13 protein-coding genes, 9 tRNA genes and 1 pseudogene are annotated in these 12,923 nt (G+C 59.2%); 19 read left to right on the top strand and 4 right to left on the bottom strand.

Annotation, left to right across the window (positions count from 1 at the left end):
- Positions 1–190: pseudogene (locus DJ70_RS13395) on the top strand (type IV toxin-antitoxin system AbiEi family antitoxin domain-containing protein); the annotation flags it as partial.
- A 332-nt stretch (positions 191–522) separates the two neighbouring features.
- On the opposite strand, the gene DJ70_RS17520 reads toward DJ70_RS13395, so the two are convergent.
- Positions 523–666, bottom strand: coding sequence for a hypothetical protein (locus DJ70_RS17520; RefSeq protein ID WP_179234063.1), 144 nt, complete (start codon positions 664–666; stop codon positions 523–525).
- Between the two features lie 38 nt (positions 667–704).
- Here DJ70_RS17520 and DJ70_RS13390 point away from each other — a divergent pair, with 38 nt between their 5' ends.
- Positions 705–2,018, top strand: coding sequence for an RNA-guided endonuclease InsQ/TnpB family protein (locus tag DJ70_RS13390; protein WP_179234062.1), 1,314 nt, complete (start codon positions 705–707; stop codon positions 2,016–2,018).
- 113 nt (positions 2,019–2,131) lie between these two features.
- Here the strand turns inward: DJ70_RS13390 and DJ70_RS17850 are convergent, their stop codons facing one another.
- Positions 2,132–2,593 carry a hypothetical protein gene (locus tag DJ70_RS17850; RefSeq protein ID WP_094533790.1) on the bottom strand — a complete coding sequence of 154 codons (462 nt, stop codon included), beginning with the start codon at positions 2,591–2,593 and terminating at the stop codon, positions 2,132–2,134.
- Positions 2,594–2,708: 115 nt separating this feature from the next.
- Here DJ70_RS17850 and DJ70_RS13380 point away from each other — a divergent pair, with 115 nt between their 5' ends.
- The 4 genes from DJ70_RS13380 to DJ70_RS13365 all read left to right on the top strand — a co-directional run bounded on the left by DJ70_RS13380 (position 2,709) and on the right by DJ70_RS13365 (position 5,452).
- Positions 2,709–3,509 carry a hypothetical protein gene (locus tag DJ70_RS13380; RefSeq protein ID WP_094533788.1) on the top strand — a complete coding sequence of 267 codons (801 nt, stop codon included), beginning with the start codon at positions 2,709–2,711 and terminating at the stop codon, positions 3,507–3,509.
- Between the two features lie 104 nt (positions 3,510–3,613).
- Positions 3,614–4,021, top strand: coding sequence for a MarR family transcriptional regulator (locus DJ70_RS13375; RefSeq protein WP_094533786.1), 408 nt, complete (start codon positions 3,614–3,616; stop codon positions 4,019–4,021).
- A 140-nt stretch (positions 4,022–4,161) separates the two neighbouring features.
- Positions 4,162–4,545 carry a hypothetical protein gene (locus tag DJ70_RS13370; protein WP_218827812.1) on the top strand — a complete coding sequence of 128 codons (384 nt, stop codon included), beginning with the start codon at positions 4,162–4,164 and terminating at the stop codon, positions 4,543–4,545.
- 31 nt (positions 4,546–4,576) lie between these two features.
- The gene (locus tag DJ70_RS13365) at positions 4,577–5,452 is read left to right on the top strand and encodes a hypothetical protein (protein WP_094533784.1); all 876 of its coding nucleotides are present in this window, start codon (positions 4,577–4,579) and stop codon (positions 5,450–5,452) included.
- 391 nt (positions 5,453–5,843) lie between these two features.
- Here DJ70_RS13365 and DJ70_RS13360 read toward each other — a convergent pair whose 3' ends face one another.
- Positions 5,844–6,464: a hypothetical protein gene (locus DJ70_RS13360; protein WP_143421039.1), complete on the bottom strand. Its 621-nt coding sequence runs from the start codon at positions 6,462–6,464 to the stop codon at positions 5,844–5,846.
- Between the two features lie 724 nt (positions 6,465–7,188).
- Here DJ70_RS13360 and DJ70_RS13355 point away from each other — a divergent pair.
- The 13 genes from DJ70_RS13355 (at position 7,189) to DJ70_RS17045 (ending at position 11,329) form a co-directional block, all read left to right on the top strand.
- Positions 7,189–7,264 (top strand) — tRNA-Gln (locus DJ70_RS13355).
- 3 nt (positions 7,265–7,267) lie between these two features.
- Positions 7,268–7,341, top strand: a tRNA-Asp gene (locus tag DJ70_RS13350).
- A 249-nt stretch (positions 7,342–7,590) separates the two neighbouring features.
- A tRNA-Pro gene (locus tag DJ70_RS13345) sits at positions 7,591–7,663 on the top strand.
- Between the two features lie 4 nt (positions 7,664–7,667).
- Positions 7,668–7,754, top strand: a tRNA-Ser gene (locus DJ70_RS17515).
- A gap of 2 nt (positions 7,755–7,756) precedes the next feature.
- A complete protein-coding gene (locus tag DJ70_RS17510; protein ID WP_176765364.1) occupies positions 7,757–7,897 on the top strand; it encodes a hypothetical protein in 141 nt (46 codons plus the stop codon).
- 48 nt (positions 7,898–7,945) lie between these two features.
- Positions 7,946–8,018 (top strand) — tRNA-Glu (locus tag DJ70_RS13340).
- Between the two features lie 104 nt (positions 8,019–8,122).
- Positions 8,123–8,193 (top strand) — tRNA-Met (locus DJ70_RS13335).
- A gap of 12 nt (positions 8,194–8,205) precedes the next feature.
- The gene (locus tag DJ70_RS13330) at positions 8,206–8,610 is read left to right on the top strand and encodes a hypothetical protein (protein ID WP_094533780.1); all 405 of its coding nucleotides are present in this window, start codon (positions 8,206–8,208) and stop codon (positions 8,608–8,610) included.
- A 47-nt stretch (positions 8,611–8,657) separates the two neighbouring features.
- Positions 8,658–8,733 (top strand) — tRNA-Glu (locus tag DJ70_RS13325).
- A 425-nt stretch (positions 8,734–9,158) separates the two neighbouring features.
- Positions 9,159–9,233: transfer RNA gene (locus tag DJ70_RS13320), tRNA-Arg, on the top strand.
- A 113-nt stretch (positions 9,234–9,346) separates the two neighbouring features.
- Positions 9,347–10,876 carry a TROVE domain-containing protein gene (locus tag DJ70_RS13315; RefSeq protein ID WP_094533778.1) on the top strand — a complete coding sequence of 510 codons (1,530 nt, stop codon included), beginning with the start codon at positions 9,347–9,349 and terminating at the stop codon, positions 10,874–10,876.
- A gap of 27 nt (positions 10,877–10,903) precedes the next feature.
- Positions 10,904–10,976 (top strand) — tRNA-Gly (locus DJ70_RS13310).
- A gap of 59 nt (positions 10,977–11,035) precedes the next feature.
- A complete protein-coding gene (locus DJ70_RS17045) occupies positions 11,036–11,329 on the top strand; it encodes a hypothetical protein (RefSeq protein WP_143421038.1) in 294 nt (97 codons plus the stop codon).
- A gap of 50 nt (positions 11,330–11,379) precedes the next feature.
- Here DJ70_RS17045 and DJ70_RS13305 read toward each other — a convergent pair whose 3' ends face one another.
- Entirely contained in the window at positions 11,380–12,687 is a 1,308-nt protein-coding gene (locus tag DJ70_RS13305; protein ID WP_094533776.1) for an RNA-guided endonuclease TnpB family protein, read from the bottom strand.
- Positions 12,688–12,923 lie beyond the last annotated feature (236 nt).

Below are 12,923 nucleotides of genomic sequence, written 5' to 3'. Positions count from 1 at the left end.
GACCAAGCGGATCGTCTATCTCGCCGACCAACTCGGCATTAATCTCCCGGCGCGTGAGGAACTCGTCGCGTCGTTCACGAGTGGCTATTCCCCACTGGACCCGACGCGGCCCGACACCGGGTCGACCGACAGTACGTATCGCCTCCGGATCAACGTCGAGCCAGCCATGCTGGAGCCCACGGAGTTCTGACACGTAGCAAGCGGAAGCCCACTCCTTCAGGGCTGTCTCATACCCACAAATCGATTGCTAGCAGAGACTGTCCCAGTAACAAGAAACGATTGATGGCCCGTATTCGGCGGCTTTACCAGGTTTAGAACAGATTCCTGTTGTGAACTCGGGGCAATTTGAACACCACCGTGATTAGGAGTCGATCGCATTTCGTCTCCCGCGTGTGTCTCGTCCAGTCACAGATCGCTGTCGAGAGCGGACGAGAGGCTTCTCTAGAGACTCCCAGACTTATGAGTAAGAGACAGTCCTTCAGGGGAGGGTGTAAGCGACAACATAGCCCATCAGTCCACGCGCTACGACTCGTCTGGATGTTCTACCGCCTCTAGACCGGCTTCGATAATCTCCTGATAGGCTTCTTCGAGGGTCACGTCTTGCTGTTCGGCGTAGTCTTTCACGCGCCCGTTCAGCGTGTACGAGATGTCGATGTTCGGTCGCATCGTTTGTGTCCAAAAGACATTTAGACATTCAGGAACAAATGTCTGTTGTCGTGAGGCGAACCAATACGTTCGCGGTGCGACCGCTCTCCGAGCAGGATGAGGAGCTGCTCCGCGAGCTGTTGGACGCCTCCGCCAGCCTCTGGAACGAACTGAACTACGAACGGCGCCAGAACTTCTTCGACGGCGACTCCGTATGGGATACTGCCGACTACCGCAAACAGTACGTCGGTGTCCTCGGCTCCGCTACTGCCCAACAAGTCATCCGCAAGAACAGCGAAGCGTGGCGGTCGTTCTTCGCTTCCCGAGAGGACGACGAGGACACCGCTCCGCCCGGCTACTGGGGTAACGAGGACGAGGGGCGGGAGTTGCGAACGTACATCCGCAACGACCAGTACACCCTCGAAACCGGCGAGCGGAGCCGGCTCGAAGTCCCTGTCGGCCAAGGCCTGAAAGAGGAGTACGGGCTTGGCTACCACGACCGTCTGCGCCTCGAAGTCACTGGCGACCCAAAATGGGACGGCGAGCAGGGTCGGTTGGAACTGTACTACGACGAGGTCGAAGACACGTACAGGGCCATTCAACCCGTCACCGTACCTGATTCTCGACGGGATTCACCACTAGCCGAGGAATCGGCTGCCTTGGATGTCGGCGCGAACAACCTCGTCGCCTGTACAACCACGACCGGCCAGCAGTACCTCTACGAGGGACGCGACCTGTTCGCCCGCTTCCGCGAAACCACCGAGGAGATCGCCCGCTTACAGTCCAAACTCCGTGAGGGTCGGTACGGTAGCCGACGGATTCGACGGCTGTACCGCACGCGGACACGCCGACGCGACCACGCACAGGATGCGCTCGTCCGCGACCTGATCGAACGACTTTACGGCGAGGGTGTTGCCACGGTGTACGTTGGCGACCTCACTGACGTGCTGTCGGAACATTGGTCGGCAGAGGTGAACGAGAAGACGCACCAGTTCTGGGCGTACCGGTCGTTCATCGACCGGCTTGCGACAACTGCTGAGGAGTACGGCATCACAGTCGAAGTCCGCTCAGAAGCGTACACGACGGCGGAATGTCCGGTGTGTGGTGAACGCGACGATACAGAGCGAGACGGCGACGTATTCCGGTGTCCGTGTGGCTACGAGGGACACGCCGATCTCGATGCTTCGCAGACGTTCCTGGAACGACAGGCTGGCGAACACGCAGTCGGGTCGATGGCACGGCCCGTGCGCCTCAAGTGGGACGACCACAACTGGTCGGAGATACCATACTCTCCCGAGAGGGCACGTCCCAACGAGGAGCGCACAAACCGGAGTACCCGCGAGGGGAAACTTGCCTCCGTGGGTGCGGCGTAGCCAACATCCCCACCGGAGGAATCCAACCTCTGAAGGGGTTGGAGGATGTCAACAAGGTACGAAGTCCGCGTACCTTCTCTGCAGCGTCGAGAACGGTGCTGTTCGACGACGAACTACGAGTTTGTGCCACCATCGGCGGCGTCGAGATCGGGCTCGTNNGGAAGCTCCGGGCGAGGGGCCGATTCGTGGCGCTCGATTTTCTCGGTCTTGCGCGTGTTTTCGTAGAGGGCACGTGCGACCGGAAGCCCACGGAGATACTTGTAGTCGTGGAGGACCTCGACGCCCCGCTCTGTGAACCCGTAGAACTGGGCAGGGAGATCACGTTTCCCCTCGCTTGGTTCGTACGTGTAGCGTGCCAGGAGCCCGGCGTCGATCAACGTCTCCAGCTGGTCTTTGATGGCCGCTTGGCTCTTCCCAGTCATATACTCGAGTTCGGCGAGCGACATCAGATGGGTGGGGTGGCCCAGCAACTCCTGAATGATGAGATGGCGCGTATCCTGGGACAGCAGCTTGAACAGCCGCTGCTGTTCCGCGAACGGCCCTGCATCGGCCGCGCCAGTGTCGGTTTCGCTCATACGTGCTGGTACGAGGTAGGGCGCTATAACAGTTAGGGTCGCCCAAGTTGGTTAATCCAGAAAAAACCAAAGTGATTCAGAAGGGATAAGGTGGTGTGGTTTGAATCGGCAGTTAATGACCGACCCAAGCCCGCCGCCGGACGCTGGGGAGATTATGACTGTCGTTCACGAGGCCGTCGGGGGCATCGAACTTGAGCCTGCAGAGAAACGGGAAATCTGGCGGTTCACTCAGCGTGAATTGCCGTATCTCTGGAGTCAGCGGACATCGTATTTCATCTTGGGGAGCTATCGCGATCCCTATATCCGCCGGCTTCGCGCCGTCCAGAACGAACTCACGAAGCAGCTCGGTGCCTATCCGTTCATCATGGGTGATCTCCTCGAACTTCCGACTGACCGCCTCAATACGTTCGATATCATGTTTTCGTTGCTCGCGACGTACAGCGACTACATCGTTGGGGTCTTCGAGAAGGAGAGTGGTGGGGAGGCGCCTGAATTAGGCGAGATCGATGACCCGCCGTATTTCGACAAGTCGTACGTGTTCCCACGGGATTACGCGTGGGTGACTGACGAGAACCTTGACTCGACACAGCACGTCGTTCAGGCCGCCCTCGAGATTGCGTTCGCAGACGATTTGTCGGAGGATGACGTCCAAGCAAAAGTCGAGTCGCTCGTTGATCGCGCCCAAGAAAGCGGTCTCGACATCGACGAACAAGAGGTGTGGGATGTGATCGACGACCGGGCGGATGAGGACGAAGAGCCGGCAACGTACAGTTGGGTCCATCTCAACAAGTTCCGCAAATTCGAACTTCACGAACGGTGCTTCCCGTGGACGACAGAGGACGAACTTCGAACTAAGGTTGACGAACTCCCGTCCCCGACACCACGTCCGGAGTGGGAAGAGCGTGAGGACCAGTGAATTATCCTGTCCTACTCGCTTGGCGGTACACTCATCATAGTGAGTCGGCTCGGTAGTTTACTCTCGGGTAAACTACTTTACTACGCCCGGTCGAATACATCGTTATGGAGGCTGGTTCGGGTGTCGGTGACGACACGACACCACGGGAAGTCATCCACTTCATTACACAGCAGACACGGTTTTCGCTTATCAGCGATATTCTCGCTCACCCCCAACAGCTCCCATCGATGTACGAACTCGAGGAGCTCAATCCCAGTGTGAGCGATGCGACCGTCTACAAGCACATCCAGAAGCTGATCGACGCCGGCATCGTCACGGAGGTCGCTTTGGACGACGACCAGCGCCGGCAGGGGTATCCCTGGAAGTTCTACGGCCTCACCGAAGACGGCCGCGAGTTCTTGGAGACGCACAATCTGCTCGCCGCGGAGGAGACACTTCAGCAGATCTACGACACCATCGCCGATAAGCCCGAGAAGATAGTCAAGTACGAGAACGCGCCCCGTCCAGATTAGGAGTGGTTGTCAGAGAATAGGGAGCGATAGTCTGCCGTTATTCCTGGAGGTTAGCCTGACTGACCGACTTCACGGACGTAGCCGCTCCGCTCAAGATCAAATTCATCGGCTACGAGTCGAGGCTCATCGAGGACACCGCGGTGAACGTCGCAGATGTGGAAAAGACGACGGTTGACTGTACCGACCATCTCGAACTCTGTGGTGGTATCCGAGAACTCGTACAGGCGATAGTCGTCGCGGAGGATCGAGACTATTCGTGGGCGACGGTCTTGAGTGCCTCCAGCGACCCGACAACGGCGCTGCGACCAAGCGGATCGTCTATCGCCGACCAGCTCGGCATTGACCTCTCGGCGCGTGAGACGCACCTCAAGTCATTCACGAGCGAGTGTCCGCTCCTCGACCCAATGCGATCCGAACAGGGAAGCTACGACAGTGAGTATCATCTCCGAATCAACGTCGACTGGGAGAGACTCGATTCGATGGAACCCCGATGCCAGATCGGTCCGAAAGGTAGCGTGAATTAAGATGCTCCCCCAAGCACAGCGAATCAGGTAGATGGGTCACGTCTATTATCACCATCCGGGCGACAATCAGTTCTCTCTTGATTTTGTCCACGAGGCTCCATCAGAGATCGTTGCCAGGATTGTCGAGTACGACGATGACGTGGCGGTGAAGGTTCGCAAGTACGATCTTGACAGCGAGTTCTTCGGTATCTATACGTCTCGCGTCGGTGGTGGGGACGTCGGGGATCTCGAATTCGATCTTGGCGAGGCACTCTCAGAGATGGGTGCTGATAACGGTACCATCGTTGCTCGGCTCCTCGAGATCTATCAAGCACTCATAGCCCAGAACGAGGAAGAAGAAGGAGTTCCCGTTGAAGCGTACAAGAACATCGACATCGATGCACTCCCAGACGCGCTCAACCGGGTGTCGTGGGAGGGCAACGCGACTGATGTTGCAGGCCGTCTCGCCTCAAATCTCATTCTCAAACACGCGCTTCCGAATGCGAACCATCGGACTGCTGTTGCCCTGATTCAGTTCTACCTCCGTCGGATTGCTCCCGATTTCTCGATGCCAGAGACCTCCGTGGAAATCGACTCAGAGACATACGACTGGCGGGAGTGGGTAAACGAGTATATTAACGAGTCAAAGCGTCTCTTGACGGTTCGTCGGAAGAATGTGCTCCTCAAGCATCTCTCTGACTTCGGAGCGACAACGCTTGAGCGGAAACACGAGGTCCAGATCGACCTGACGGCATACGAGCTGGATATGTATCCCGCAGAAGCGAAAACAGTCTACGCATCAGCGCATGAGGAGCTCTGGATCGAATTCGTCGAAGAGGCGGTTGAGCGCACCGATAACCCCGAACTAATGGAAACCCCTGGGCTATCCAAAGCGGAGTTCGCAGAGAAAATTCGGACTCTCGAGTAAGCGGCGTGCGCTAGTCTTGGAGCGTCGCGACCGTGCGGCCGGTTTCTTCGGCCTCTTCGCTCCGCGACATCCCGTATGTTGCGAGAGCCTCCTCAACCGCGTCGTCCAGACTCATTGGTCAGGCAAATCTTGGCTCTGCCGACGGATAAAGTCTCGCACGATTTGCGTTTATCATTGCATCGGCTAACTCGTCAACCGTGCAGGACCGATCCCGCAAACAGTCGATAACCCGTAGCTCCGCCCCCTCTCACAAATTCCAATCTCTCTGATGTATTCATAACCATATCGGTGAGAGTGGAATACAGATTCTTGGCGCTCAGATCGAGTCGTCAAATAGTGGGACGGTTGTGCAACCGTATTTTGGAGAGGCAATTCGATCTGCGAGTCCGAACTACTCGGGAGGCGACGTGAACAGGCGCCGATACTCATCAAGCCACTCGATCTCGTGGTAAGTGACGTCATTCTGAATGTCGTATTCAAGCGGGAGTGGATCCGAACGGTGGGTCGTGAATGTGAGGTTGATTTCGACACAGGGGCCGTGCTCTGAGACGCATTCGAAGCCATCGTCAACGGGGAATACAACGCTAAACCAGCGAATCTGGAACCCAAAGTGGTCACACACATCTCTGACGACGGCAGCGTCACAATAGGGCGTGTGGACCCACAGTTCCCCGCCAGCGTAGGCCTGATCTTTGACACACCAGACTGCATCGAGGGAGCGGAGAAACTCCGCAGCGCGATTGTAGTGCGCTTCAGTCAGGCGGTCCCACCAGTGGTACTCCTCGACGTCGTCAACGAGGAGCTGGAGGCAATCTCCACACACATCATGCGCCCGCTCACCAAGAGAGACTTCGTGGAGTTTGTCGTACTGGGTGGTGTCACACGCATCGCACGGCGGGGAAGCACCACTACCCTGGCATCCAGTGGATGATCGCTGTTCGGTGTGGTTGGAACACCCGCTGTTTGCACTCCCTGGCTTCTGGGATTCGTTTGAGTCGGTATTCTCGGTCATTGGTATCTAACCGAGAACCGTCAGTCACGCCGTGTGACTGGGCTCCCGGCTAGCACCGGACCGGCGATCGGCCACTCATCTATCGCCACAGAGAGCAGGTTGGTGTAAATAGTTTCTGTGGGTCCAACCGAGAACACCGGCCAGCGTCCGGCTATCGACGACAGCCAATGCTAGGACATTAAACGTCGTGTGCAACCGCATCTTGGAGTGTGACTGGCGTGTCTGTGGGTAACACACCCTAACTAATTTTAATACAATTGCCACGACATTCCAGGTTGACGTCCGATACACCCCTCAAACCGAGAGAGTTCAACACGATGATCATCACTCGCCTCACCCCGCGGCGTGCTCGTTCTCACTTAGCCGCGGGTCCCGTGTTCGGCGAGTGCCTACAAGATCAGCGTGCGAAGAACCCGGGCGCAAACCGCCGGATCCACGTCGACTTCGAATACGAGAGTTCGACGCAATCCGGCGACGTCCGGACACTCTCACCCGCATAACTCGGCCCCCATACGGACTACCCGTCACGGGTCGGGGAACACGGGATTGCCGCCTGCCTGTGCCCAGTACTCGCTCAGGACACAGCCTGATGCGAGTGCGGGGTGCCAGGCTCGCGGCTGATTGGTTTCCGTTCGTTCGATACAGGAGCGAGCGGACTTCGTCCGCGCTGAGCGTACGGAAGTCGTTAGCCAACAGCCCCGCAGCGAGAGCTGCGGCTACGTCGAGCCCCGGAGTCTCCGCTGGCGAGGGACGCCGGACTTTGAATCCGGAGGTCGCCGGTTCGATTCCGGCCGGGGCGACATGCCGACGTGGTGTAATCCGGCGAGCATACGGTCCTGTCACGGCCGTGATCCGGGTTCAAATCCCGGCGTCGGCGTGGATGCGTGGCGTGGCCACGTGGGGATACCCATCGAGGTAGGCAGCCCGTTGGTGCGGTCAGCTGGATCGTTCCGACGATGCTGGGCCCAGCAGGGTCTGCAACCTACATGAGCCGGTGTGGTATTCCCGGGAACACCCGAAATACGCCCCCGCAATGAGACGCGCAACCACGACTACTCGGTCGCGGTTGCGCAGTTGGAAAATCGTACAGATAGATAATCAGCTGCCGAACGCTCGGCAGTCCCGTGAGCCGATGGTCCAGCGGACGACGATCTGTGCCTTGGGCGCACAGGACCGAGGTTCGAATCCTCGTCGGCTCACTGTGCCGTGACTGGGTATTGGGGAACCCAGCGGCCTGCTATGCCGTGGCCGTCTGCTATCGGTCTCCCGGTTCGAATCCGGGTCGCGGCGTCATGACAACGAATGTCTGCCCTACCTGCGAGGAGGAAGCGTTCCGTCACGTCCCGCTCGGTGAAACAACGTCCATCGACACGATTGGAAGCGTGAAAATCTGCGTCACCGAGGACGGCGCATACTTCCACGGAACGAGGTGACCGCCATCCATCCACTGGCGGACGATCCGTTCCAGACGAGGCCAACCCGCTCCAGTGGAGTAGCGGCCAAACTCACGGCCCTCTCACGGCCGAGCCCCCGGTTCGAATCCGGGCTGGAGCATTCTCCAACAGTCCGAGACCTCTCACTTCCAGCCGACGAGACTGAGGGACGGACAGCTGTGGAGAACTGAGAGATGCCCATGAGTGGGTTCCGAATTGTGGTGCTGCGGGATAGGGTAATGGCAGTCCACGGGGCTCATATCCCCGAGGTCCAGGTTCGACTCCTGGTCCCGCAATGGAGGACAACAATGGGACTATTCGATACAGTTGAACTCTACGACGGCGTCCATCTACCGGAGTACCCCGACGGGCTTGCTCCTGCCGAGGACGTCGACTGGCAAACGAAAGGCATCGATCGACCGACTATGACCACATTTCGGATTACGGCGGACGGTCGGCTCCTCGAAGAGGAGTGGCACACCGAAGCGGTCCCGCCGGAAGACCGGCCATACGCGAGCCGTGACGACGTCGACGAGGAAGATCTCCTCTACATGGCCGGCTGTCGGAACCGAGTCCACGACGGCTGGATCGAACGAGACGACTACCACGGCCGTTTCAAGCTCAAACACTCCTTCGAGAATCTCGATACACTCGTCACGTATCAAGTGACGTTCACGCACGGGCAACTCGAGGGTTTCGAACGCCTGCGATAATCCGTGGGTGTCCGCCGCACCTCAGCGCTTGATTTCGTCCCTACTGCGCTCCCGGAGTCTCCGTTGGCGAGAGACGCCACCCTTTCAAGGTGGAGGCCAGGGGTTCGATTCCCCTCGGGAGCACTTGGGGAGGCTGGCCCTGACAGCGTTTTTCCGTGGCTGACATAGCGGGCAGCCACGGATCCGTGACGCTGTCACGGTCGGCTTTCCCCAAGCGTGTGGTCGTCCAGGTGGTGCGTTTCTTCGCCCGCAAAGCACACCAACGGGAGTCATAGCCCGTCGCACCACCGGTTGCCCGACCGCACGTGGCGACCGTCGAGTCGGAGCGTTGCTTCGCCAGGTACTCGCAGGTTCAAATCCTGTCGGTGGCACAGTCCATCGAGAACATCCCGGACAAAAAGCGTACGAGAGGACGCTCGACACCGGTTCCGCTCTGACAGTTTTCCGGTCGCCGTGTCGCCAGTGGCCGTCGATCTGGAGCGCTACGTCGATGGCACATTACGGGTTCGAATCCCGTCGTTCGCTCCAGAAATTGTCCGGCCACTCGTGTTCCCGTAGCTCAGTTAGGACAGAGCACCGGCCTTCGAAGCCGGGTGTCGCACGTTCGAATCGTGCCGGGAACGTCCAGCCGAGCGATGCGAGGCTGGTTCGGGACGTTTTGCTCCCGAGACTCGTTGCTCACAGAGCGTGTGGGCAGCCGCGATCGGAGTCGCCTGTTGCGGCTCCGGGTGAGAGTATGGAATTCAACACGCCAAAGCAAACGGTCGCGGAGGCAACGCGGACCACCAACTACGAAGGTGGGGAAGCGTTCGAGCCTGCCGACCCCCGACTCGCACTGTACAAGCGCACGATCAACCAGCTGCTGGAGGGCTCGTTCTACGAGACCGATGACGAACAGCTCGCTGCTGTCGTTCGCCAGTTCGATGCCGCCGCAAACGAGGACCCGGAGTTCGTCCTGAAGCTCGCTGCGTACGCGCGTCAGGAACTCTACCTGCGGGACATCCCCCAGGTCCTGCTCGTGCTGGCAGCCAACGACGACCGGTTCAAGGACGACTCCCCTGAGTCGCTCATCCGCGAATGGGCACCAGCGATCATCCAGCGGATGGACGAGACGGCGACCGCCCTCGCTGTCCACGACCAGCTGTTCGGCGGGACTGCCCCGTGGCCGCTTCGACGCGGGATCGAGGATGCGCTGGTGGAGATGGCCGACGCCTACACGCTGGGCAAGTACGAGCTGTCGCGGCGCGAGGTGACGCTGCACGACGTCTTCAACCGCGTCCACCCCACGCCCGTCGACGCTGAGCAGGAAGCGCTCTTCGAGCGGTTCATGCGTGGTGGCCTCGACGATTATCCCGACGTCGACCCGTTGCCGGCGCCGAACACGTGGGAGACGGTTATCTCCGAGCGCGGCAACACCCAAGCCGCCTGGGAACTGCTCATCGAGGACGACGAGTACACGCTGCCCATCTTCGCGTCGATCCGGAACCTCCGGAACATGCTCGAAGCCGGCGTGCCGGAGGACACCGTCGTGGATCACCTCGACCTGGAGGCAGTCCGGCACGCGCCGCTGTACCCGTTCCGGTACTACCAGGCCTACACCGCGCTGCAAGACGCGGCTGTCCAGGCACCGACGGTCGAGCAGTGGCTCGAAGACGCAATTGATGTCGCGGTCGAGACGGTGCCTGGCGGATTCGGCGATACCTTTGTCGCGGTCGACCTGTCGGGGTCGATGGATCAGCCGCTGTCCGCGAACAGCACGCTCCGACTGAAGGAGATCGGTGCGTTGTTCGGTGCGATCCTGGCCGACCAGGGTGCTGACATCGGCGGGTTCGGCGACGACTTCCAGACCGTTCCGATGCACGTCGACACGCCAGTCCTGCAGCGCCAAGCGGCGGTGTTGGCGATCGACAAAGACATCGGGAACTCGACGAACGGCTGGAAGGCAATCGATTACCTCCGCGAGCGAGGTGAGCCCGTCGAACGCATCGTCGTCTTCACCGATATGCAGATCTGGGACAACACGCCGTTCACGGCCCGCGATTCCCAGACGGTCAAAGACGCGTTCGATGCGTATCGGGACGAGGTGTCTGCTGACACCACGCTGTATCTCGTCGACCTCGCGGCCTACGGCGACCTGGTGACGCCAGAAGGCTACGAGAACGTCTACAACATCTCGGGATGGTCGGAGAACGTCCTCTCGTTCATCGAACACGCCGAGGATCCGAAGCAGATCATCGATGAGATCGAGGCGTTCGAGCCGACCTAGCCCTGTCTGTATCTTTTCTTTGAGGATGCGCGAGTGGTGGAGTTCGGAAACACGCGGTCGTGCCACGACTGAGACGGGCGTTCGAATCGTCCCTCGCGCACTCGGAGTACAGTTGTCGAACATCTGGCCCGTGAGACGCGTCTCAACGGAGATGATAGTATGGCAGTATCCAATACCACCGACCCAGAATCGACGACAATTGCAGTCGTGACGATTCGAATCCCCTGCGGCACGGATGGGGACCTCGTCACTGACGCTGAGAAGCGTCTCTCGCGGCCCGAAACTATCGATGACGTCACGATTGACGAACTGGATAGTATCGAGCCACAGCTGTCGGCAACACTCATTACCGTCGAAATTACGGTCCGGTGGGCTACGGCGATTGGCGAGGAGGAAGTCAGAGACAGACTGGCTGGTGTCTCGGGACTTGAGTCAGTCAGACGGATTGCGTGACATCCTCCTCGCGGTAAACGGCGAGGCTTCCCACGCATGGGGAATACCAGTCAGTCGTCGTCACCAGAACCTCCGGTTCTGGTTGGTTCACGAGACTGCGTCTCGTGAACGCTGGCAGAGGGTTCCGACTCTTCGTAGGCTGTGAGCGTCATCTGCGCTGGTACGCTCTTCTCACGGTGAGTCGTGGCGGTGTCACAACCGCGCCCATCCCGAGGCGAGTCATCGCGTCCCGCCTTGTCAAGCGGGACGCTCTCTCCCCACGGGTCAACCCGTCGTGCGATATTCGCGGAAGCGTTGATGTCGGCCTGAAACGTTGAAACGTGGCAGTCGTCGTTCGGACACCGAAACTCGGCTTGGGAGTCCCGCTGACCGATTCGGTGGCACGAGTGGCACGTCTGCGAGGTGTACGCCGGATTCACGTACTCGACCGGGACGCCTTCTTCCGTCGCCTTGTCCTCGATGCGCCCTTGGAGTCGGGCGAACGCCCACGAGTGAAGGCGACGATTTATGTATTTCCCGTAGTCGAGACGCTCACGGATGTACGTCAAGTCCTCCATCACCAACACGGGGTTCTCGAACTGTGTGGCGTACTCAACGGCTTGCCGAGACGTCTTCTCCACGATGTCGGTGAGCGCGTTCTGGTAGTGGCTGAATCGGTCGTCAATCCGCCACACGGATGCGTCACGCTCTTGGAGTCGTTTCAGGGTCGTGTGCATCTCTTTGCGGAGATGCTTCGCTCTGCTTCCGCTACTCACGAACGGGTCAGTCGGAGAACCGCCCTTGAGGGCACAGCCCGTGATGAGGGCGGTTTCTCCGATGTCTAAGCCGATGTGTGTGGCGTCACCGTCCGTCGCTGGTTCTTCGACCGGGTACTCGACGGTGACGTGCAGTACCCAGTTCTTCCGATGCTGTTGAAGCCGTATCTCTCCCGCCTTCGCATCCTCAGATACGAGGTCGTGCCAGAGGTCTTCCTGTTCGGGGTTGATACGGAGCGGTATCCAGAAGTTCGTTCCCCGACCGAGACGCGGAACCCACCACGTGAACTCGTAGTCGCGTTCGTCGGAGTGGTCAAACTTCGCGGCTTGGTTCGTGAGCCGTATCGGGTGGTCGTCGTCCACCTCCTTGGCGTCGTATGTCTTGCGGAGTTTCGGGACGTAGTTGCAGAGAGCGGCTTTGGCCTGATATGGCAGGTCGTAGGGCGTCACGATGTCACTCACCGCCGACATGGTACTCGCCCCGGCGTCGAACGCCTCTTGCAGACCGTCACGGTACGTGTCGAGCAGGTCGTTGAGTTTCGACTGCTTGTGCGCAGTCGGTGGCGCGAACGTTGCTTGAAGCGTCTTAGTTATCGTCGTCACTGGCGTCTAATCCTTTCTCGATTAGTTCAGCGTAGGCACGAGGATGTCGGATGCCATTGTCGCGGGCGTAGTCTTTCACCCGTTCGTGGAGATCGCTCCCTCGTTCCATATCGATTTCAGTTCGCACAATTCTTTGTACGTTTTCTTGGAACTAATAGATTCCGTCTGGTATTCGGACTGGTTGAGTCTGTGGGTTGCGTAGTCAAGTGACGCGATTCACGCCCGCCGTGAACGGT

This window comes from Halorubrum halodurans (genome assembly GCF_002252985.1).
Lineage (GTDB): Archaea > Halobacteriota > Halobacteria > Halobacteriales > Haloferacaceae > Halorubrum > Halorubrum halodurans.
This window is presented reverse-complemented; position numbering and strand designations above follow the sequence as displayed.